Source organism: Neobacillus vireti (assembly GCF_001026695.1).
GTDB classification, from domain to species: domain Bacteria; phylum Bacillota; class Bacilli; order Bacillales; family Cytobacillaceae; genus Neobacillus; species Neobacillus vireti.
Window position 1 is genome coordinate 34,953 of sequence record NZ_LDNB01000019.1, and the last position, 20,897, is coordinate 55,849.

The window sequence follows — 20,897 nt, forward strand, 5'->3', positions numbered from 1 at the left end:
TGTGCCCTCCAATTATCTTTGCTTATTTCTTTAAATTAAGCTTTTGAACGTAATTTTCCTTATTGACTTGCTGTGCACGAGCAATTGACAAAGCTTCACTTGGTACATTCTTTGTAATTGTGGAACCAGCAGCCACATATGATCCCTTCCCAATTGTAACAGGGGCAACTAAATTGGAGTTACAGCCGATAAAGACATCATCTTCAATTTTAGTTAAAAATTTATTCTTACCATCGTAATTCACTGTAATGGAACCGCAGCCGATGTTGACATTGCTGCCAACCTCCGCGTCACCAATGTAACTTAGATGTGAGGCTTTGCTCCCAGTTCCAAAGACAGCCTTCTTGATTTCGACGAAGTTGCCAATTTTCACCTCATCATGAATAGTTGAATCCGGTCTGATATGGGCGAATGGCCCGATGTTGACATGGGCACCAATTAAGCTTTTATGAACTGCCGATTGCCGGACAACCGTTTCATTGCCAATTTCACAGGAATCAATTTCTGAGTTGGGGCCAATTTGACAGTCGGAACCGATCACTGTTTTTCCTTTTATCATCGTTCCTGGATAAATAACAGTATCTTGGCCAATTTCGACATCTGTTTCAATATATGTGTTCTGCGGGTCAATGATTGTTACCCCATTACGCATATGGGCTACATTCGTGCGGCTCTGCATAATCCGTTCTGCTTCCGCCAATGCAACCCGGTCATTAACACCTATCGTTTCTGCAAATTCTATTGTTTGATAGGCTGTAACCACTTCACCTTGGTTTTTAAGAATTTCAATAACATCTGGTAAATAGTATTCACCTTGAACGTTGTCATTAGAAACATTTCTTAACGCCTCAAATAAAGCCTGGTTGTCAAAGCAATAAGTTCCTGTATTGATTTCATTTATCTTCCGTTCAGCATCTGTTGCGTCCTTATGCTCAACAATTTTTTCAACAAGGCCGTTTTCATTGCGAATAATTCGCCCGTAGCCTGTTGGGTCAGTGATTTTTGCTGTGAGGATGGTTGCCTTTGCCTTTAATTCTTCATGATGCGTAAAAAGGGCTTCCATCGTTTCCGCTGTTATTAATGGGGTATCACCGCAGACGACAATGGTGACACCTTCTTTAGTTGCGAGCATAGTCTCTGCCTGCATGACTGCATGAGCTGTTCCCAGCTGAGTATCCTGCAAAGCATATAGACTGCTTGCACCTAATTGGGCTTGAACCATCTCTGCTCCATGACCAATAATAGTCACGATTTCTTGTATATTTAGCTTTGTTATTTGATCAACAACATGTTGAACCATTGGTTTGCCGCATACTGGGTGCAGTACTTTATATAGCTTAGATTTCATCCGCGTTCCTTGCCCCGCGGCCAAAATCACAGCATAACGATTGGGCATGTCAAGTCCTCCAATTTCACCTTTTTATCCATTAAAAATATTAACGTAAATGGCCTCTCATTTCAAGGAATGAACAGTAACTGTCTAATTTTATAATATTATGTATATTTAGGGAGAAAAGCGAAGGAATAGACGTAAGTCGTTGTGGGCATTTTTTTCACAATAAAAAAGAGCCTTCTGGAGAAGAAAAGGCCCTAGTTGCTAAAATCCTCAGGAAGCTCCGGCTTCTTCAAATTCTACTTCCAATTCACCTAAACGATGGTACTCAGCCAAAACAGCTTCTTGGATTTTGCCGCGTGTTCCTGAATTAATTGGATGCGCAATGTCACGAAATTCTCCATCTGGAGTACGTTTACTTGGCATAGCTACAAATAAACCGTTGTTTCCGTCGATAACACGAATGTCATGGACAACAAATTCATTATCTAATGTAATAGATGCAATCGCTCTCATTCTTCCATCCGTGTTAACCCGGCGTAATCTTACGTCAGTTACTTCCATGTGCTCACACCCTTTTTTGTTAAATAAAATGCTAAATAATTAAATTCAACATTTTACTCAGGAATCCTTCTTTATATTCAAAATATTTTAGAAAAATTACGGCAAATTAGTGAACTTTTGTAAAAAACGGCATTTCACTCACAAGATTAGCTAGATTAGTCCTTGTTTTTCAGATAGTAAACGTCTATTTACTTTACGAGTGCGACAACTTCAATTTCAACTAACGCATCTTTGGGCAATCGGGCGACCTCTACACAGGAGCGGGCTGGTTTATGTACATTGAAATATTCACCGTACACTTCATTTACTGCAGCAAAATCATTCATATCTTTGATAAAGACAGTTGCTTTTATAACTGTTTCAAGCGAAGCACCTGCTTCACTTAGGACAGCCTGCAAATTTTGAAAAACCTGATGGGTCTGGTCTTTAATATCTCCAGCAACCATCGTTCCTTCAACTGTTAACGGAATTTGTCCAGAGCTATAAAATAGATTATTCACTATGATTCCTTGAGAATAAGGTCCAATCGCAGCTGGTGCTTGATTCGTTTGAATTGCTTTCATATTAACCCCTCCAAATATTGAGATAATTTCCCGCTTGGACATTAATCTTTTTCGCTTTTACATCGATGTCTGACAGCTGAACGAGCGATAAATATTCATCCACTAACCGTTCCTGGATTTTTTCATCTTCTACTAGGACAGCAATACCAGCCAAATGGGAATTAAATTCTTCCAGCATGCTGATCATCCCCATTACCGTTCCGCCAGCCTTCATGAAATCATCGACAATCAGAACACGGGAATCCTGTTTCATGCTCTTTTTTGATAGGACCATCGTTTGAATCCTCTTGGCTGAACCGGACACGTAATTAATGCTAACTGTTGGTCCTTCGGTGACTTTATTATCCCTCCGGACAATCACAACAGGGACATTCAGTTGACTTGCGACGGCATAGGCAAGGGGGATCCCTTTTGTTGCAACAGTCATAACAACATCAATTTTGGCTTCGGCATATGCGGATGCAATGATGCGCCCGGCCTTTTGCACTACCTGAGGGTCTCCTAAAATATCGGTTAAATATAAATAGCCGCCAGGTAACAGCCTTTCGGGATTGGCAATTAATTCACACAATTCATCGACAAAAGGTGCTGCTTGTTCTTGGCTTACTTTGACGAAGAATTTGACACCGCCAGCAGCCCCTGGGACGGTTTGCAGGGTTCCAATTCCCCTTTGTTCAAAGGTTTCCTTCACAATCGCTAAATCTTCGCTGATAGAAGACTTGGCTGACGAATAACGCTCAGCAAACACCGTAAGCGGTACAAGCTGACGCGGATGATCCATTAAATAATTCGTCATATCAATCAAACGTTCACTGCGGCGAAACTTCATAACAAGCCTCCATTAATGTAGTGCTACAAGCCACTATCTTTAACAATACCGAATATTTTCATTCAATAGTATCATTATTATACGTCTTTAATCAAGTGTGTGCCGTTCTCCAAGCAAGCGAACAGCGAATACCTGATCACAGAAGCCTCTTAGTCCATTATAAATGCGGTGCATTCGCGAATCATGCTGGACAATTCCAAATACAGTTGGTCCGCTGCCGCTCATTAGGACCGCATCTGCACCAAAACGCTTCATTTGGTCTTTTATTTGTGCAACCTCCGGATGCAGGTTTAGGGTGACATCTTCTAAAACGTTCCCTAGATTGCTGCATACCTCTTGATAGTTTTGTTGGGTAATTGCCGCAATCATTTCATTTATGTCCGGATGATTCATACCATTTATATCAAGTCTGCGGTAGACTTCTGCTGTCGATACTCCGATGAAGGGCTTGGCAAGGATCACCCAGCATGTCGGCGGTGCAGGCAGCTCCGTGATGATTTCTCCTCTCCCCTTTGCCAGTGCTGTGCCTCCATAGACACAAAAAGAAACATCCGAACCGATTTCTGAGCCAAGCTCTGCTAATTCGTCTAAAGTTAACCCAAGGTCCCAAAGCTTATTTAATCCTCTTAAAGTGGCAGCAGCATCACTGCTGCCACCAGCAAGCCCTGCAGCAACAGGAATTATTTTTTCAATCGAAATCATTACGCCCTTTTCCACCTTAAACCTAGTCTTTAACAGCTGTGCTGCTTGGTAGGCTAAGTTTCGCTGATCATCAGGTACATAACGATTATGGGATAGAATATGTATTTTATCTTGATTTAATAAGGTTAGTTCAACCCGGTCTGCCAAATCAATCGTGGTCATAATCATTTCCACCTCATGGAAGCCATCGGAACGTTTATGTAAAACATCTAATGCCAAATTTATTTTGGCCGGTGCCTTGACTAAAAGCTTCACTACGTCCACCTACTTTTATAATATCCAGCTCCAGCGCCTAGCCCCTCGAGGCGCTTCCGCTTTTTCATTTCCCGAAAATCCACATTTTGTCCTATTTTACCACAAAACGATACATGTAAGACGTCAGATATGATATATCCTAACAATTTTATTATTTTATCATAGACAAAAGGGACGAATTGCCGTAGAAATAAACAATTTTAAGGCCAGAGATGGAATCTCTCTGGCCCGGCTGTGGTATCGATTTGTTTAAATAAAATGCGGAAGTGCCTTTCTAGACATTACGACTTCGGGTTCTGTATGGTCAGCTGTTTTTCTGCAAGTTCTATGGCACGCTTTACCATATTCCCTGCATCCCTGGCACGAATACCGCCCCATCCCTCTTTTTGAACGACGTCATAGAAACCAAGCTCTTTAGCAAGTTCCTCTTTAAACCGATTAGACATGATACCTCTTCTTCTGCCCATCTAAACAACCCCTTCCATACCACAGCATTCTTAGTATGAGATAAAGGGGAATTTTCATCATTCCAATAAAAGGTCTTTTAAAGAATAGCAAAAGGCAGTAAACGTTATGTTTACTGCCAGTCATTGCTTATATACTAGCTTAAAGCTACATGTCCTGCTGCATCATCATAGAAGGTAATTTGCACTGTTTCCGTTAATACATCCGCATAGCTGTAAGAAACACGCTCGAATGAATTTTCGTCTTGATCTAACTCAATAACAAATACAGATGGGTAAGTTTCTGCTAAAACACCGGAACGTTCGATTGTTTTCCTGCGACCCCCGTTTGCTTTTAGCAATAATCTTTTCCCTAAATTCGTGTCAAGAGCCTTTTTGATATCGGCTAAGGTTTTTGGCATTCGGTCCACCTCACTATGTAAAGTATAACACACTGACATAGTTCTGTCAAACAAAAACATAAATTATATCAGTACCACAAAAAGATTGTCAACATTTTTTATTCTACTTTTTCTACTAATTTTCAACATTTCTAGTGTTGCCTTATTTTAAATGGTTTATGTATACGGCATTGACAATTACATTCCACAAAGAAATAAGCCCTCAAACTTAAAGGCTTATTCCTCCATTTCCTGAATCGGTCTGTAGGGCATACCAGTGCGTAATACACCTTTTGTTTCAAGGCCGCCGAGCCCCTTATCTCCCGTTAAAGTATTCCGCAAGACATCCCAAACGTTAATTCTTTCCATAAACGGAGTAAAGCTTATTTTTGCGACGATATAGACCGGGTCAAGTGCATGAATATTAATCCTTGATGGTGAGCTGGCAAAGTTTGCCCCTGCGTGAATAAGCGATTCAAAATGGGATTGGCAGGCGCCTGCAAAGATGACCAGTTGATCCAAATGGGGGACCTTTTTTCGCGCCTCCTTGACCGTCTGCACGAAATGTTTCGAATGGCGATAGGCGTTAATATCCGTCATCTTTCCCTTTGCCTTCGAATAAGCATCATGTCCTGTGATGACGAGAATGTCCGGACGATAGTGATCCATCAGTTCACCAATCTTGTCAGCCATTTCCTTTTCATTACAATGGATGCCCAAAACAGGTACACCAATTTTCTCATATAACGCCATACATTTTTTTAAATAAGTTGGATCCCCGTCCAAATGGAGAACCCTCCCCGGGATTTGGAAATAACTCCTTGGATTAACATAGCCGCTCGTGGCATCATATTCTTGCCTGGATTTCAATAAATCAACATCCTGGGTGAAAAGCCTTAACGACTGTTCCTCAAGCGTCCTGTATTCCTGTCTCAGCTTCACCCTTTCATTCTGATTAACGACTACCAAATCAGCGTAAGGTGCATCTGCTGCCAGGCGGAAATCCTCACCATAAAGGATGGCAAATTTCTGGCCGTTGATTATGCGTATATCAATAACACGAAATAGAATATCACAGCTATATGATTTTCTACCGACAATATCATTTATGTTTATATCCACCGCCGTCACTCCAATAAGACCAGCAAAAAGGCCTTTCATATAAGGTTTCTCTCATAGGCTATGCAAACAGTGGTGTCCATGTGAAAAAAAAATAGACCCAAAAAGGGTCTAGTTAAAATAAGGGTATAATTCATCACTTAACCGGCCAAATTCCTCTAAGGAAAGGGTCTCGCCTCTTCTTGATGGTTCAATCCCACACACATTAAGGGCAGCGAGGATAGTCTCCTTCTTTTGTTTCCCATCAGGCAGTTGGCTTGTTAGATTGTTGAGCAGTGTTTTTCTCCTTTGGGCAAAGCAAGACCTTGTAATTTGAAAGAAGAAATCCTCATCTATTACAGTCACAGCTGGCTTCTCCCGTTTTATTAGTCTAATTACCGCAGAATCGACATTCGGCTGTGGGACAAACACTGTTTTTGGGACAATCATGACTGTCTCTGCTTCTGTGTAATATTGGATTGCTATTGAAAGCGAGCCATATTCCTTCGTTCCCGGGCGAGCAGATATGCGGTCAGCTACCTCTTTTTGTAGCATACAAACAATCCCTCTAATGGGCAGCTTGTCCTCTAAAAGCTTCATAATGATGGGCGTCGTCACGTAATAGGGTAAATTGGCTACTACCATAACATCCGTAATCCCGCTAAATTCTTCAGCAAATACAGCCTGGACATCCGCTTCTAATACATCCTTATGAATGATGTTTACATTTGGATACGGTGAAAGGGTGTCCTTTAAAATCGGTAATAATCTTTGGTCAATTTCGAAGGCTACGACCTTTTTACTCGCTCGGGCAAGCTGTTCGGTGAGTGCACCAATCCCCGGGCCAATTTCAATTGCTCCCGAATTTTCATTCAGATCTGCAAAGCTGACAATTTTTTTTAAAATATTGGTATCAATTAAAAAGTTTTGACCAAGGCTTTTCTTAAAGGAAAACCCGTACTTTTCGAGAATTGCTCTTGTCCTCACAGGGGTAGCGATATCTTTATTCATTTTTGTTCCTCCTGACGTACAACGCTTAGTGCTTCTGCAAATTCCTGTTTGCTAATTTGGAACATCATTAAGCGCTTATGCAGTTGTTTTCCATTTGTATAGCCAATTTTTAAAAGCTTACCAAGCATGATTCTTCGATCTTTTGCTCCCTCGCCGCCAATAAGACCTGCGCTCAGTAAATCTTCCTGCGTTATTTCTTCTGATATTGACTCATGCATGATTTGGGCATCCTTTAAGGCATTTCTTATCGCCTTAGGGCTGGCATGTTCAACACCGAGACCTTTGCCACCTTTGGCAATCGCCTCTTCTTTAGCTAAAAACGCATGTTTACAGCCTGAAACACTAGCAGCAATTGTCTTTCTTATTTTTTCGCCAGGATAATCCGGGTCTGTAAAAATAATTACACCGCGTGTTTCCTGGGCCCGCCTAACCTTTCCAATTGTGGCTTCATTTACTGCAGACCCGTTTGTTTCAATGGTATCAGCATCAACAGCTCTTTTGATCGCCGTTGTATCATCTTTTCCTTCAACAACAATAATTTCTTTAATCTTCATGCTAAAGCGAAAGCCTCCGTAACATAAAATAAAAATTTGAAAAAAAACTGAAACATTTTTGTAATGTCCATCGTCTATATTATCGAGAAGATTCATACAATAAAAGCAAAGAGAAACAATAATGTATCGAGTTTAGTATAAAGAAAATCAAGGAAAAAGCAAAATGCAGAGAAGATAATCCTCTGCATCTGAGTAAAAATTATTGTAAAATTTTTATCTTTACTTTCTTACGCCCCCAGCGGTAACAATCCGAGTTTGACGGCATAAATAAATCAATTTTATATCCTTTAATCACGCCGCCCGTATCAGCCGCTACAGCATAGCCATAGCCTTCCACATACACCTTTGTTCCGAGCGGAATGACTCTTGGGTCGACAGCAATTACCTTCATGTTCGGGTTAGCCCGGAGGTTTAAACCTGTTGCCGTCCGCCCTGAACAACCATTGCAGAAAGCTGTATAGGCGGTTGCAGTCACGTAAAACTCTTTACCCGTTTCAACTGCCCCTCGCGATACCTGCAGGGCCGTATCCTTCATTCCAACAGCCACCACTTTATCCTGTTTTTGAGTAATATTCTGCTCACTTATCAGTTTCCTTGATACTTCTTTGCCGTTTTCAAGCACGACTTCATATTGTTTTGACACGCGGCCATGCTTGCCATTAGTTATTATTTTTTCTTTCCCTTTTTCCAGGCTTTCATCCTTTTTGGTAACCACGGCAAACTGAACGGGTTCTTCCACTACATCGGTGACTTTTTCTACTCGAATGACGTTAACAACACCATTCCCTGTGATGGTTTCTGTTAATGACGGTTCAACTCGGTCTAATTCATTTAGCTGGATACCCTGCTGTGTTAAAAAGTCAGCGACCGTAGCCGAAGTGGCCCAAACTTGCTGTTCTTTCCCACCGTCCACTAAAGTAAGATGGTGAGCGATGCTAATCGCAATATTCATCTTATCTTTGATTGCCGATTGTGGTTTAGGTGAAATTTGATCCTGTTGCTTCAAAACAATTTTCTGCTCTGCTAGGAGCTCAGCCACTGTTGCGGCTGTAGTCCAGACGGTTTTCTCCTCGTTGTCTTTGACAATTTGAACCTTGTTTGCCTGTTTCCAAACAACCTTAAGGTGGTCTGTCACCTTCATATTTGCCGTTGGAGACAAGTAGTCCTGTGAGCGAGGTGATACATCCAGTTCATCTAATAATTCTTCGACGGTTTCTGCATGCGTTTTTACGACCTGTTGCTCGCCATTTAGTGTAATTGCTACAGTGTTTTTTGATCCTTCAAAAAACAGAACCCCAAGCGCTGTTAGCAAAACTATAAAACTAGCAAAGACAATGGTCAATGACCTCCCGCTCCAAGACATAGAAAACAGGTTTTTCATGTGTTGGAATACGATGAAAAACGCCTCCTTTTTCTCAGAGAGATTATTCTATCATGTTGTCGGCTGTCAATCCCTGCATTATCCTGTGAATGTATTTCTAATTATGCACAATACTGGAAACAAAGCAAAGAAAAACTTATCGACATGAATATCCTATGTTGAAAAGGAGACGTGTAGAACTTTTTGTTATTAGAAAAAATTAAGACAAGCTTTCTGTCGCTTCGACAATTTCCTTTATCACTTTATGGCGAATAATTTTTTAGCATTTCGTGTCGTTGCCTCCGCCACTTCTGCAAATGTCAACCCTTTTATTTCGGCAATTTCCTCAGCAACAAGTCTGACATACCCCGGTTCATTGCGTTTACCACGATAAGGATGCGGGGCTAAATACGGGCAGTCCGTTTCAATTAACAGTTTATCTAATGGTATTTCAGCCGCTACTTCCTTCGGCTTCTTGGCATTTTTAAAGGTTACTGGACCGCCAAGGGAAATATAAAAGTTCATTTTCACACATTCCCTGGCAACTTCAGGGCTGCCGCTAAAGCAATGCATGATGCCCCCGACTTCCTCCGCCCCTTCTTCCTTCAATATTTCCACGATATCTGCGGTTGCCTCACGATTGTGAATGACAATGGGCAGCTTCACTTTTTTTGCAAGTTGAATTTGTTTGCGGAAGACCTCTTTTTGGATTTCCTTAGGGGACTTGTCCCAGTGGTAATCCAAGCCCATTTCGCCAATTGCGACAACCTTTGGGTGGGAAGCCAATTCCTCAATCCAGACTAAATCCTCGTCGGTCATGTCGATGGCATCGACTGGATGCCATCCAATGCAGGCGTAAATAAATTCATAGCTTTCGGCTAGTTCCATCGCCCGTTCTATCGTCTGCCGATCAAAACCGACAACAACCATATTTGAAACTCCCTCGTGCTGCGCCCTTTCAATCACTTCTAGCAAATCCTCGTTATATTGACTATCATTTAAATGTGCATGCGTGTCGAATAACATGACGAAACCAAGCCCTCTTTTCTATAATTTTTTCTAAATTGTGCACTTCCCGCCTTGCAATGTCAAAAATTAAATAAAAAAAGGGAAATACCACGATATTTGTTTCACGTGGAACATCGAAAAGCGGAAGCGTTTGCTATTTCTCAAAGTAAAAAGCGCCTTATTCAGACGCTTTTATAAAAATTTATTTTACCTTCGAACCATTTGGCAATGTTTGATCAACGGTCGCCAGGGAAAGCTGGCCATCTTTTGATCCGGCCAAAATCATTCCTTGTGATAATTCACCACGTAGTTTAACTGACTTTAAGTTTGTAATACAAATCACTTTCCGCCCGACCAACTCTTCCGGCTTGTAATACTGAGCAATCCCGGAAACAACTTGTCGTTTTTCATAGCCAAGATCGAGCTGCAGCTTTAGAAGTTTATCTGCCTTTTTAACCGGCTCCGCTTGAATAACTTCGGCCACCCGCAAATCAATTTTCATGAAATCATCAATCGCGATTTCATCAATGGCTTCCGGCTTTTCCTCTTTCTGTGCTTCTGCTGCTGGTGCCTGTGCCGCAGCATCGCCGCCTTGCATTTTCGTTTTAATGAATGCCACCTCATCGGCAATTTCAAGTCTTGGGAAAAGCGGTGCATCCTTTTTAACGATTGTACCGCTTGGAATTCCCCCGAAGATTTCAAGGCCGTCCCAAGCTTTAAACATTTCATCCTGAATGCCCAATTGTGTAAAGATTCCATTCGGTGTCCGTGTTAAAAACGGCTGTAACAGAATCGCAATTCGGCGCAATGATTCAGCTAAGTGAACCATAACACTTGCGAGCTCCCCTTTTTGTTCCTCATCCTTAGCCAATGCCCACGGCTTTGTTTCATCGATATATTTATTTGTCCGGCTGACTAATTGCCAAATTGAGGTTAATGCAACTGAGAACTCCATTTTCTCCATGGCTTCCTCGTATTTGACTACCGTTTCACGATTTACTTGCAGCAATGCAGCATCGAATTCTCCAACAGAACCGGCATAATCAGGAATGACACCATTAAAATACTTTTCAATCATCGCAACCGTTCGATTTAAGAGATTCCCAAGATCATTAGCAAGATCAAAGTTAATTCTTTCGACAAATCCCTCAGGCGTGAACACACCATCGGCACCAAAAGGTACTTCTCTTAATAAGTAATAGCGAAGTGCATCAAGGCCGTAGCGGTCAATTAACGTTACTGGGTCGACTACATTCCCTTTCGACTTCGACATTTTTCCGTCCTTCATCAGCAGCCAGCCATGGGCAAACACTTTCTTTGGCAGCGGCACATCAAGGGCCATTAACATAATCGGCCAATAAATCGTATGGAAACGAACAATTTCTTTCCCGACAAGATGAACATCTGCCGGCCAATAATTCAAATACTTAGAATCATTTTCTGTGCCATAACCAAGGGCCGTTATATAGTTGGAGAGTGCATCAATCCAAACATAAATTACATGCTTCGGATCCCCTGGAACCTTAATCCCCCAGTCAAACGTTGTCCTTGATACAGCTAAGTCCTCAAGACCTGGTTTGATAAAGTTATTAATCATTTCATTTTTGCGGGATTCCGGCTGGATAAAGTCAGGATTCTCCTCATAATACTGTAATAATCGATCAACATACTTACTCATTCTAAAAAAGTATGACTCTTCTTTTACCTTTTCAACTGGACGGCCGCAATCCGGGCAATTGCCCTCTACGAGCTGGCGGTCAGTATAAAACGCTTCACACGGAGTACAATACCAGCCTTCATACTGATCGAGATAAATATCCCCTTGTTCGAGCAGTCTTGCAAAAATCTTTTCGACAATTTGCTTATGTCTTTCCTCGGTAGTCCGGATAAAATCGTCATAGGAAATATCGAGCTTCTTCCAAAGCTCTTTAATGCCATCAACAATACCATCAACATATTGCTGCGGTGTAATTCCCGCTTCCTCCGCCTTACGCTGAATTTTCTGCCCATGTTCATCCGTACCCGTTAAATACATGACATCATAGCCGCGCAGCCTCTTATAACGCGCCATTGCATCACCTGCAACTGTCGTATACGCATGTCCAATATGTAAATTTCCACTTGGATAGTAAATCGGTGTTGTTAGATAAAAAGTCTTTAATTTTTCCTCCATTAAAACCCCTCCTATTAGGCAGGCAATTGCAAACCTCATTAAATCATTATTGCCTCTTTTTCCCGCTTCTATCATCAAAATATACCGAAAAATGAATGTTTGTGCAAGAAACCGCTACTGCTGCAATTCCAGTAATTTAAATATTTTACCTAATACACCCAAAAAGGGGTATAGCCTAACGAAACAATATAAATAGGGAGCCAGCTTATTGTAGAATCTTGTCGAATTGTAGAATGATTAATAATGATTATCGTTACGCCTCGATAATCATTACAATAATAAAATGATTCCATTAACCCTTGGTAAACCAACAGTTCGTTTGATAGCAAAAAAAAATAAAATTTTTTAAAATAAAATAATTGACGGATATGGGAATTTCTTGTATTATAAAGGTATGAAAAATTTGTCGAATAATGACGAATAAAAAATAGATAGATAATCTTTAATTCTCGAGAGGAGATAGGAAAAAAATGAAATCTACAGGTATTGTTCGTAAAGTTGATGAATTAGGTCGTGTGGTTATTCCGATTGAATTAAGACGTACACTTGGTATTGCTGAAAAAGATGCTCTTGAAATCTATGTTGATGATGAGCGCATTATCTTAAAAAAATATAAGCCAAATATGACTTGCCAAGTAACTGGTGAAGTTTCTGATGATAACATGACACTTGCCGGCGGTAAATTAATTCTTAGCCGTGAAGGTGCAGAACAATTAATCCAAGAAATTCAAAACAACCTTGAAGTAGCGAAGTAAAGAACAATCCAGCACTTTTATCGTGCTGGATTTTTTTATTCTTGATTTTCTACATGATAGGCCTGATATACTTCCCTTTTGTTTAGGCCCCGGTCTTTGGCTGTCTGTTTAATCGCCTCTTTCGAAGGAATATCTTTTTCAGAAATATAGTGATTAACATGCTCCGCAAGTGATAACTCATGCCACCAGCTTGGTCCTTCCTCCTGCTGTTCATCCGTTCCTTCAACAATCAAGCAAAACTCTCCGCGTATTTCATCTTGGCTGGCCCAAGTAATTACTTCTTCAACCGTGCCTCTAATAAATTCCTCATATTTTTTCGTTAACTCCCGGCAGATCGCTATCTTCCTATTTCCGAGAACCTCTTGAATAATGGCTAATGTTTCTTTAAGACGATGCGGGGACTCATAAAAGATGATCGTCGCCGCCTGCCATTTTAACGCCTCTAATTCCGCCCGCTTATCTTTCTTGCTCCGGTTTAAAAATCCATAAAAATAAAAGGGCTGGCAGGGAAGGCCTGAGGCAATTAACGAGGTTAGAGCCGCGTTTGCACCTGGGAGCGGTACAACAGGGACCTTTTCTTCAATCGCAGCTGCCACTAGCTCATAACCTGGGTCAGAGATGGCCGGCATACCGGCATCACTGACAAGCGCAATTTTTAGCCCTTCCTTCACCCTTTGAATCAGTTTCTCCCCGCTTGATTCCTTATTGTGCTCATGATAGCTGACGATAGGCGTTTCGATGTCAAAGTAATTGCACAGTTTTTTCGTGTTCCGTGTATCTTCTGCGGCAATCAGATTTGCCTCTTTTAGGATTCTAACTGCCCGGAAGCTCATATCCTCTAAATTTCCAATCGGTGTGGGAACAAGATAAAGTATTCCTTTATGTTCCTCGTTTTCGAAGCTCTTCTGCTGCCACATAATCATCACCATTTTCTTTTAATAAAAACTCAAGCTTTTTCTTCCGTGGTAATCGCTTAAAATTGTATTCCGCCCTTAAGGCGTCACTTTTATTAGGATAGCCTTTAAAGTAGGTTAATTGGACCGGGCCGCGGCCCCGGGTATATTTTGCCCCTTTTCCCTCATTGTGCATCCTAATCCGCCGTTCCAGATTATTCGTGTAGCCGCCATAAAGACTGCCATCTATACAGGTCAATACATAAAAATAGTGATGGCTATTCTCCATATAAAATGGCTCTTATTTCTTGTGTATATTCATCGTTTTCATCATAGACAATGATTGGCGGGAGAATCTTAAGATCCGGGCTTCCGTCCTTTATTGCTTCAACCAAGAGGGTATTGGCTTCCTTCCCTATTTTCGGGTAAACAAATTGAATCCGCTTCGGCTCCAGTCTATACTTGCGCATTAAGGTGATGAGATCGATCAACCTGCCCGGGCGGTGGACGAATGCCACCTTACCGCCTTGCCTAACTAGGTCACTTGAGGCCTTGATGGCATCCTCCAGCGTACAAAGTATTTCATGGCGGGCAATCGCCAGATGTTCATTTGGATTGATTTCCCCCGCTTTCGGTGTCGTAAAATAAGGTGGATTACAGGTAATGACATCAAACTTTCCATAGCCTAACCGCTTCGCCATCTCCTTTATATCACCATGAACCATCTGGAGGCGATTTTCGAGACCGTTATAGGCAATGCTTCTTACCGCCATATCATATAGGCGCTCCTGAATTTCGACACCCGTAATTTGACCCTTTGTCCTTGCACTTAAGAATAAGGGAATCACACCATTCCCGCTGCAGAGGTCCAGTAAGTTTCCTTTCTGAATCGGAACATAAACAAACCGGGCTAAGAGAACGGCATCAAGTGAAAAGGCAAAAACAGAAGGACTTTGGATAATCCTTAAATTTTCCGCGAGTAAATAATCCAGCCGTTCATCTTCCTTTAAATTGACCACATAAATCCATCCTTTAGGCTAAAAATGTATGAAAAGAGAGGCTGATTTTCTCAGCCTCCTTAAGGTTATTTCTTATTAAGAAAAGAAAGACAAAATAGACAGTCGCCTTCCTTTCGCAGGCTCCCGAAATGAAGGTTGCAAATATGAAACCCTTCTTGATAAAGACGAGCGAGATTATCATATCCTTCCCCAATATCAAACGGCTTTACATCAGGGGATTCGGCATTGTCTGCATTCTTTTTAGGTTCTGTTTTTTTCTTTTCTTCAGTGGTTACATCTAAACGACGCCTTAGATGCTCATTTTCAAGCTTCAAATAATGATTTTCTTCTAGTATTTCAGCTAAATGCTGCTTTAATTCCCCAAGCTGCTGATAAAGACTGCCAATTTGTGTTTCCATATTACTTACCGACTCAAATATTTCTTTTTTATCCACTTCTTCCACCTCATTAATCTGTGGATTGTATCGACAAGGCACCTTCTTTAGTGATTTCATCCAAGGTATATTCCAGAACCCGCTCTTGCTCCTTAAGTTCCACTTGTAGTACCCGTTCTAAAATATTTAATCCTACTACTTTCCCTGAACCCTGCGGTGTTTCAATGATTTCACCTAAATCTGGCAAAGCCTCTTTTGCAGATTCATATTCATCATTTTCATATTTTAAACAGCACATTAGCCGGCCGCACAGACCGGATATTTTCGTAGGATTTAATGATAAATTTTGATCCTTCGCCATTTTTATCGAAACCGGGTCAAAATCCCCCAAAAAGGTAGAACAACACAGCATTCTACCGCACGGACCGATGCCGCCAAGCATTTTAGCTTCATCGCGGACACCAATTTGGCGTAATTCAATCCGTGTCCGAAAAATCGCTGCTAGATCCTTCACAAGCTCACGAAAATCAACTCTTCCATCAGCCGTAAAGTAGAAAATAATCTTATTTCGGTCAAATGTATATTCAACATCAACAAGCTTCATATCCAATTGATGTTCATTCACTTTTTCATTACAAACTTCATAAGCCTCTTGGGCAGCCTGCTTATTCTCTTCGACAATCATCCGGTCCTTTTGGTCAGCAATTCTGACGACCTTTTTTAATGGAAGGACAACATCATGCTCCTCAACCTGTTTTCGGGCGATAACTGCCCTGCCATATTCGACTCCGCGGACTGTTTCGACAATCACGAAGTCATCCTTTTCAATTGAGAGGTCTCCAGGGTCAAAATAATAGATTTTCCCCGCCTTTTTAAAGCGTACTCCTACAACATCATACAAATGAAGATCCCTCCTGCAATTTAAACACAAGCTGTTCCATCATCAGCTGAGGATTCATATTCTTCTCGAGCTTCCGTTTTGCCTCAAGAATAGCTAACATTTGATTCGATAAGCGCCGTCCTGATGTTTTTAAGGCGTATTGTGTTAAGCGCTCACTATCAGCTTTAAAAACAATTTGCTCCTGCTTATCTAATTGTATATATAGTAAATCCTTAAATATAAGAAGAAAAAGTTCTAAACCACGATGAAGCTGTTCTTTCTCTTTAAAGTGTTGGAACCATTCTTGTTGAAGTGTTACCATGGCCTCCAATGAATTCTTCTCCAACACCCCATATAATTTTAACACTATTTTTTGAGCTTGTGCAAACCATTCATCGACATTTAATCGCATTGCTTCCTCAAGATTATTGGTTAGCTCCGCAAGCAGCGGTGCATTTCCCGGATCAACACCGTTTTCCACAAGCTGTTTAATCATAACTTGAGGGGGAAGTGGCTGGAATGTTAGAATTTGACACCTCGAAAGAATCGTTGGCAGCATTTGCTGCGGCTGCTCTGTTAATAAAAAGGCCGCCGTTTCTGCACTCGGTTCCTCAAGAAACTTTAGCAAACTATTGGAGGCGCTCACACTCATTTTATCTGCACCTGATAATAGGTAAACCTTTTTTAACGATTCTACTCCCTTTTTTGAAAACTCAGCCTGCAGGTTTCTGATTTGGTCTACTTTGATGGATAAGCCATCCGGCTCAACAATATGAACATCAGGATGATTGCCGCTATTAATCCGGCGGCAATTATGACAGGCCTCACAAGGTTTATAGCCATCTATGAGCGATTCACAAAAAAGTGCCTTCGTGAACAACAACCCAATATCCTTTTTCCCAGTCCCTTTCATGCCTTCAAAAAGGTACGCATGGGCTACTCGATTTTTCACCAAGCTGTTTTTTATCATTCGAAGCACGGCTGGCTGCAATTCTTCTAGTTGATCCCATGTTTTAACCAAATTTATCACTCACTCATATAGGTATTTAAAACTGTAGGTATTGCTCGATTGGAAGCACGAAAACCGTCGCACCGCCAACCTCAACTTCGACCGGATACGGTACATAGGAATCTGCATTCCCGCCCATTGGAGAAACCGGTGAAACGAGCTGTTCCCTCGACCTGCAGTTATCCTTAATAATTTGCAAAGCGCGATCAACGCGAATATCTTCAGTCCCAATCATAAAGGTAGTGTTCCCCGATTTCAAAAATCCGCCTGTACTCGCTAATTTTGTCGCCCTAAAATTATTGTCTACTAATGCCTTTGATAAACGATTGCTATCCTGATCTTGAACAACTGCGATGATGAGTTTCATCAAACCACCCTCTCTCCAATTTTTCCGAATCTTGTTACCTCTATCTATATTATAACAGGTTCTTGTCCTGCTTACATTTGTAATAGGCTGGAAAAGCATTAATAATTTCTTTTTAGTAAGGCTTTGTAAAAAGTGAATGTTGATTTCCGTTCCAGGCGCTTCGCTTTCCGCGGGGCGGGCGGTGAGCCTCCTCGGCGCAAAAGCGCCTGCGGGGTCTCACCTGTCCCGCTGCTCCCGCAGGAGTCTCGCGCCTTCCACTCCAATCAACATTGTGCTTTAACACAACGTTTAGCAAAAAAGCAGCCTTCAAATGAAGACTACTTTTTTGCTAACTTGTTTTCAATCAGCTCGATTGTTTGCTTATAGACTTCGTTTACTGAACCAGAGGCATCAATCTTAACGATTCTCGTTGGAAAACGTTCCATTAATAGCTGATATCCTTGTCTAACCTTTTGGTGGAATTCGAGGTCTTCTAAGTCCAGACGGTTAATCTCTCTTCCTTTATTTTTGTTAATCCGTTGTAATCCGAGCTCTGGTTCAATATCAAAGTAGATCGTTAACTCAGGCATAAAGCCCTCGATGGCAAATTGATTAATCGAATATACCTCATCTATTCCTAAACCGCGTGCATAGCCCTGATAGGCCAATGAACTATCAACAAACCGGTCACATAAGACAATTCTTCCTTCGTCTAATGCTGGTTTTACTTTTTCAATCAAATGCTGCCTTCGTGCAGCAGCATAGAGTAATGCTTCTGTCCGCGGATCCATTGCCGTATTCTCTTTCGCCAAAATGACATTGCGGATTTGCTCCGCGATATCAATACCGCCTGGTTCCCTTGTCAGCAAGACGGTAGGAAACTGCTCCGCTACCATCCTGATGATCGTCGACTTTCCCGCACCATCCGGTCCTTCAAATGTAATAAATGTCCCGCTCTTCTTCAAAATAAAACCTCCAAAACTGTAAAAATCTCAAGTTGTGCTAAAAATCTTAATCCTACCTTTTTTTAACGGGGAGCTTCCTTGAAACCTGGCTCCTGATTGTAACAGGCGATTGAGCTGGTTAAGCTTGTCTATTGTGATTGCTTCACCCTTTAATAGCAGCGGTATTCCTGGAGGGTAGGGAATGACGGTTTCCGCACATACCAGGTCTAATGCCTTTTCAATCGAGACTTCTTTCTGAGGAAGTTTTTCCATGTCTTTATAGGGAATTGCCAACCCAGATATATTTTGCCTATCGACATGAATGTCTTCCTTTAGTTCTTGTACAGGTATATCGATAAGCGCCTGTTTTATCTTTGCCGCTGCCGCCTCAAACGGATAACTTTGTCCTGCTTTTAATAAAGGGAGAATCAGCAGCACATTGTATGGGTCTGCTAATTCCGGATAGATGGAATGCTGTTCCAATCTGTTTTGGAGCTCAAAACCGCTTAATCCACATCGGGATTGTATCGTTATTTTTAATGGATCACCTTGATTATTTGGAAAATCCAACACTTTAATCGCCGGAATTTTGCTTAATTCCTCTTTAAAGCAACTGAGATTTGTTAAAAAGAAAGATAAATCTTTCACATTATATGTAGCTAAATAATTCCTCGCGATATCTAGTGATGCCATAATCGGATAAGAAGGACTGCTTGATTGAAGCATACCGAGATATTCTTTAACCTTATTCAGATTAATTAATTGGCTGTTAATATGTAAAAAAGAACCCATCGTCATTGCAGGCAAAGTTTTATGGGCGGACTGAACCACTATATCAGCTCCCATTTGAGTGGCGGAAGCTGGAAACGGGTCACCGATAATAAAATGAGGACCGTGAGCCTCATCAATGAGCACTGGGATATGATGGAGATGGGCCTCCGTAATGATTCCTTCCAAATCATTAACCAATCCGTAATAGTTGGGATAGGTCAAAATTATCGCTTTTGCTTCTGGATAGAGGTTAATTGCTTCCTTAACCGTTTCAAGTTTGATACCCCCGGCAGCCTTCCAGTCCTGATTATATTCCGGCTCTAAAAAAACAGGTCTTGCCTTCGTTAATTTCAGGGCATTCAAGACGGATTTATGACAATTCCGCTGGACAAGAACATGATCATCTTCCTCACAGACTGCCATAATCATCGCCAGGTTGCCTACAGTGGAACCGTTGACAAGGAAAAAACTTTTTTCCGTTTGATATAGCTCCGCTAAGAGTGTTTCTGCTTCTAATATGACGTCTTCAGGTGCATGTAAATCATCCAAGCCGGACAACTCCGTTGCGTCGATTTGCAATAGGTCCTTGAAAGCAGCATTTGCTTCAGGTTGATTGATCAAGCCTTGTTTATGCCCAGGAACATGAAAGGAAATCGGCTGCTTGGCTGCATGATCCAGTACGGCTTGGTATAAGGGTGTTTTCAATTGAGCATTCATTTCCCATACTTCCTTCTAATAGTCTTATTCATTTTAAATGAAATCCCTTTTCTAAGCAAAAAAATAAAGCCCGTTATGGACTTTGTTATGAAAAGATTTCCGGCGTTGTAATTTTTTTAAGCTGTTTTAGGAAGTATTTATATTTTGGATCATTTGTATCTGTTTGAATCAAATCATTTTCACATTCTGTACAAATAAAAGAAGTGTATAGATGTATGCCTTTCGGTTTTAAATTTTCGCAAATAACACATGTTTCCTCAAAATGACTATGTGCCAAAAATGAACTCAATTCCTCCACCTCCATACACCCATTCTGCCCTCATTCACCAATTTGTATACACTTTTTCGAATAATCTCGTTCCAAACCCATCCTGTAATATACTATGTCGCAGATAGCAATTGGGTGTATGTCTATAAGTGAATTCTTTCAAAACAATTCGTACTTTTTTGATTTCAATAAAGTCAATCGGGTGATTAAAGACATTTTAATGGTTTTTGGGGGTCGTTTTGTTCCTTATGAGTGCTTATTAAAGACATCTTTGCGGAGTTTGCGGGTGGTTTTGTCCTTATAAGGCGAGGTTATTATCGAAATGTGGTTATATACCCCTTTTTGGTCCGATTATAGATGTAATTCTAAATGTTCTTTACACTTTATACGATTTACTGTCTGCTTTTGATCATTTACTATCCGCTTTTCGAATTTTACTCTCCGGTTTTAATTATTTACTGTCCGCTTTTTGAATTTTACTCTCACTTTTAACAATTTACTTTCAACTTCTTCTCATATGCAAAAAAGACAATCCACATAAGATTGTCTTTTTACTTTGCCTGGCAGCGTCCTACTCTCACAGGGGCGCATGCCCCAACTACCATCGGCGCTGAGAAGCTTAACTTC

The 20,897-nt window shown here is 41.1% G+C and carries 24 protein-coding genes; 1 reads left to right on the top strand and 23 read right to left on the bottom strand.

Going from position 1 to position 20,897, the window contains the following annotated elements:
• Positions 1-22: 22 nt before the first annotated feature.
• The 13 genes from glmU to metG all read right to left on the bottom strand — a co-directional run bounded on the left by glmU (position 23) and on the right by metG (position 12,294).
• The gene (gene glmU, locus AA980_RS23490; protein ID WP_024026440.1) at positions 23-1,396 is read right to left on the bottom strand and encodes a bifunctional UDP-N-acetylglucosamine diphosphorylase/glucosamine-1-phosphate N-acetyltransferase GlmU; all 1,374 of its coding nucleotides are present in this window, start codon (positions 1,394-1,396) and stop codon (positions 23-25) included.
• 210 nt (positions 1,397-1,606) lie between these two features.
• Positions 1,607-1,897, bottom strand: a complete 291-nt coding sequence (spoVG, locus tag AA980_RS23495; protein ID WP_003347151.1) for a septation regulator SpoVG — start codon at positions 1,895-1,897, stop codon at positions 1,607-1,609.
• Between the two features lie 188 nt (positions 1,898-2,085).
• Positions 2,086-2,460 (bottom strand): 2-iminobutanoate/2-iminopropanoate deaminase, encoded by a 375-nt coding sequence (ridA, locus tag AA980_RS23500; protein ID WP_024026439.1) that lies wholly within the window; start codon positions 2,458-2,460, stop codon positions 2,086-2,088.
• 1 nt (position 2,461) lies between these two features.
• Positions 2,462-3,289, bottom strand: a complete 828-nt coding sequence (gene purR / locus AA980_RS23505; RefSeq protein WP_024026438.1) for a pur operon repressor — start codon at positions 3,287-3,289, stop codon at positions 2,462-2,464.
• Positions 3,290-3,376: 87 nt separating this feature from the next.
• On the bottom strand, positions 3,377-4,246 hold the full coding sequence (ispE, locus tag AA980_RS23510) for a 4-(cytidine 5'-diphospho)-2-C-methyl-D-erythritol kinase (RefSeq protein WP_024026437.1): 870 nt from the start codon (positions 4,244-4,246) through the stop codon (positions 3,377-3,379).
• A 281-nt stretch (positions 4,247-4,527) separates the two neighbouring features.
• Positions 4,528-4,713: a small, acid-soluble spore protein, alpha/beta type gene (locus tag AA980_RS23515; RefSeq protein ID WP_024026436.1), complete on the bottom strand. Its 186-nt coding sequence runs from the start codon at positions 4,711-4,713 to the stop codon at positions 4,528-4,530.
• A 134-nt stretch (positions 4,714-4,847) separates the two neighbouring features.
• Positions 4,848-5,111, bottom strand: a complete 264-nt coding sequence (gene veg, locus AA980_RS23520) for a biofilm formation stimulator Veg (protein WP_007084178.1) — start codon at positions 5,109-5,111, stop codon at positions 4,848-4,850.
• Positions 5,112-5,327: 216 nt separating this feature from the next.
• Complete coding sequence (gene yabG / locus AA980_RS23525) at positions 5,328-6,251, bottom strand: sporulation peptidase YabG (RefSeq protein WP_024026435.1); 924 nt, start codon at positions 6,249-6,251, stop codon at positions 5,328-5,330.
• Between the two features lie 69 nt (positions 6,252-6,320).
• Entirely contained in the window at positions 6,321-7,199 is an 879-nt protein-coding gene (gene rsmA / locus AA980_RS23530) for a 16S rRNA (adenine(1518)-N(6)/adenine(1519)-N(6))-dimethyltransferase RsmA (protein WP_024026434.1), read from the bottom strand.
• The gene (gene rnmV / locus AA980_RS23535) at positions 7,196-7,753 is read right to left on the bottom strand and encodes a ribonuclease M5 (protein ID WP_024026433.1); all 558 of its coding nucleotides are present in this window, start codon (positions 7,751-7,753) and stop codon (positions 7,196-7,198) included. Before rnmV ends, rsmA begins: the two co-directional genes overlap by 4 nt.
• 199 nt (positions 7,754-7,952) lie before the next feature.
• A complete protein-coding gene (locus tag AA980_RS23540; protein ID WP_034723053.1) occupies positions 7,953-9,134 on the bottom strand; it encodes a G5 and 3D domain-containing protein in 1,182 nt (393 codons plus the stop codon).
• Between the two features lie 237 nt (positions 9,135-9,371).
• Positions 9,372-10,139 (bottom strand): TatD family hydrolase, encoded by a 768-nt coding sequence (locus AA980_RS23545; protein ID WP_024026431.1) that lies wholly within the window; start codon positions 10,137-10,139, stop codon positions 9,372-9,374.
• A gap of 184 nt (positions 10,140-10,323) precedes the next feature.
• Entirely contained in the window at positions 10,324-12,294 is a 1,971-nt protein-coding gene (metG, locus tag AA980_RS23550; protein ID WP_024026430.1) for a methionine--tRNA ligase, read from the bottom strand.
• Positions 12,295-12,764: 470 nt separating this feature from the next.
• On the opposite strand from metG, the gene AA980_RS23555 reads away from it, so the two are divergent.
• Positions 12,765-13,049 carry an AbrB/MazE/SpoVT family DNA-binding domain-containing protein gene (locus tag AA980_RS23555; protein ID WP_024026429.1) on the top strand — a complete coding sequence of 95 codons (285 nt, stop codon included), beginning with the start codon at positions 12,765-12,767 and terminating at the stop codon, positions 13,047-13,049.
• Between the two features lie 35 nt (positions 13,050-13,084).
• On the opposite strand, the gene rsmI is transcribed toward AA980_RS23555, so the two are convergent.
• From rsmI to AA980_RS23605, 10 genes are all read right to left on the bottom strand, one after another.
• Complete coding sequence (gene rsmI / locus AA980_RS23560; protein WP_047772028.1) at positions 13,085-13,966, bottom strand: 16S rRNA (cytidine(1402)-2'-O)-methyltransferase; 882 nt, start codon at positions 13,964-13,966, stop codon at positions 13,085-13,087.
• Positions 13,929-14,231, bottom strand: a complete 303-nt coding sequence (locus tag AA980_RS23565) for a GIY-YIG nuclease family protein (protein WP_024031284.1) — start codon at positions 14,229-14,231, stop codon at positions 13,929-13,931. The genes rsmI and AA980_RS23565 overlap by 38 nt, the downstream gene beginning before the upstream one ends.
• Positions 14,221-14,961 carry a tRNA1(Val) (adenine(37)-N6)-methyltransferase gene (locus AA980_RS23570; protein WP_024031285.1) on the bottom strand — a complete coding sequence of 247 codons (741 nt, stop codon included), beginning with the start codon at positions 14,959-14,961 and terminating at the stop codon, positions 14,221-14,223. Before AA980_RS23570 ends, AA980_RS23565 begins: the two co-directional genes overlap by 11 nt.
• Before the next feature lie 65 nt (positions 14,962-15,026).
• Complete coding sequence (gene yabA, locus AA980_RS23575) at positions 15,027-15,395, bottom strand: DNA replication initiation control protein YabA (RefSeq protein WP_024031286.1); 369 nt, start codon at positions 15,393-15,395, stop codon at positions 15,027-15,029.
• Between the two features lie 13 nt (positions 15,396-15,408).
• Complete coding sequence (locus AA980_RS23580; protein ID WP_024031287.1) at positions 15,409-16,236, bottom strand: PSP1 domain-containing protein; 828 nt, start codon at positions 16,234-16,236, stop codon at positions 15,409-15,411.
• Complete coding sequence (gene holB / locus AA980_RS23585) at positions 16,229-17,236, bottom strand: DNA polymerase III subunit delta' (RefSeq protein ID WP_024031288.1); 1,008 nt, start codon at positions 17,234-17,236, stop codon at positions 16,229-16,231. Before holB ends, AA980_RS23580 begins: the two co-directional genes overlap by 8 nt.
• Positions 17,237-17,261: 25 nt before the next feature.
• Positions 17,262-17,591, bottom strand: coding sequence for a cyclic-di-AMP receptor (locus AA980_RS23590; protein WP_034725482.1), 330 nt, complete (start codon positions 17,589-17,591; stop codon positions 17,262-17,264).
• Positions 17,592-17,908: 317 nt separating this feature from the next.
• The gene (gene tmk, locus AA980_RS23595) at positions 17,909-18,535 is read right to left on the bottom strand and encodes a dTMP kinase (protein ID WP_024031153.1); all 627 of its coding nucleotides are present in this window, start codon (positions 18,533-18,535) and stop codon (positions 17,909-17,911) included.
• Positions 18,536-18,562: 27 nt separating this feature from the next.
• Positions 18,563-20,002 carry an aminotransferase class I/II-fold pyridoxal phosphate-dependent enzyme gene (locus AA980_RS23600; protein ID WP_024031152.1) on the bottom strand — a complete coding sequence of 480 codons (1,440 nt, stop codon included), beginning with the start codon at positions 20,000-20,002 and terminating at the stop codon, positions 18,563-18,565.
• An 85-nt stretch (positions 20,003-20,087) separates the two neighbouring features.
• Positions 20,088-20,306: a sigma factor G inhibitor Gin gene (locus AA980_RS23605; protein WP_024031151.1), complete on the bottom strand. Its 219-nt coding sequence runs from the start codon at positions 20,304-20,306 to the stop codon at positions 20,088-20,090.
• Between the last annotated feature and the right edge of the window lie 591 nt (positions 20,307-20,897).

Coding starts and splice junctions, on each gene's coding strand:
- ridA (WP_024026439.1), bottom strand. CDS start 2,460: ATGAAAGCAATTCAAACGAATCAAGCACCAGCTGCGATTGGACCTTAT.
- glmU (WP_024026440.1), bottom strand. CDS start 1,396: ATGCCCAATCGTTATGCTGTGATTTTGGCCGCGGGGCAAGGAACGCGG.
- AA980_RS23555 (WP_024026429.1), top strand. CDS start 12,765: ATGAAATCTACAGGTATTGTTCGTAAAGTTGATGAATTAGGTCGTGTG.
- AA980_RS23590 (WP_034725482.1), bottom strand. CDS start 17,591: ATGAAACTCATCATCGCAGTTGTTCAAGATCAGGATAGCAATCGTTTA.
- rsmA (WP_024026434.1), bottom strand. CDS start 7,199: ATGAATAAAGATATCGCTACCCCTGTGAGGACAAGAGCAATTCTCGAA.
- AA980_RS23540 (WP_034723053.1), bottom strand. CDS start 9,134: ATGAAAAACCTGTTTTCTATGTCTTGGAGCGGGAGGTCATTGACCATT.
- yabG (WP_024026435.1), bottom strand. CDS start 6,251: ATGAAAGGCCTTTTTGCTGGTCTTATTGGAGTGACGGCGGTGGATATA.
- AA980_RS23605 (WP_024031151.1), bottom strand. CDS start 20,306: ATGGAGGTGGAGGAATTGAGTTCATTTTTGGCACATAGTCATTTTGAG.
- AA980_RS23515 (WP_024026436.1), bottom strand. CDS start 4,713: ATGGGCAGAAGAAGAGGTATCATGTCTAATCGGTTTAAAGAGGAACTT.
- rsmI (WP_047772028.1), bottom strand. CDS start 13,966: ATGTGGCAGCAGAAGAGCTTCGAAAACGAGGAACATAAAGGAATACTT.
- spoVG (WP_003347151.1), bottom strand. CDS start 1,897: ATGGAAGTAACTGACGTAAGATTACGCCGGGTTAACACGGATGGAAGA.
- purR (WP_024026438.1), bottom strand. CDS start 3,289: ATGAAGTTTCGCCGCAGTGAACGTTTGATTGATATGACGAATTATTTA.
- rnmV (WP_024026433.1), bottom strand. CDS start 7,753: ATGAAGATTAAAGAAATTATTGTTGTTGAAGGAAAAGATGATACAACG.
- AA980_RS23565 (WP_024031284.1), bottom strand. CDS start 14,231: ATGGAGAATAGCCATCACTATTTTTATGTATTGACCTGTATAGATGGC.
- metG (WP_024026430.1), bottom strand. CDS start 12,294: ATGGAGGAAAAATTAAAGACTTTTTATCTAACAACACCGATTTACTAT.
- AA980_RS23600 (WP_024031152.1), bottom strand. CDS start 20,002: ATGAATGCTCAATTGAAAACACCCTTATACCAAGCCGTACTGGATCAT.
- veg (WP_007084178.1), bottom strand. CDS start 5,111: ATGCCAAAAACCTTAGCCGATATCAAAAAGGCTCTTGACACGAATTTA.
- AA980_RS23545 (WP_024026431.1), bottom strand. CDS start 10,139: ATGTTATTCGACACGCATGCACATTTAAATGATAGTCAATATAACGAG.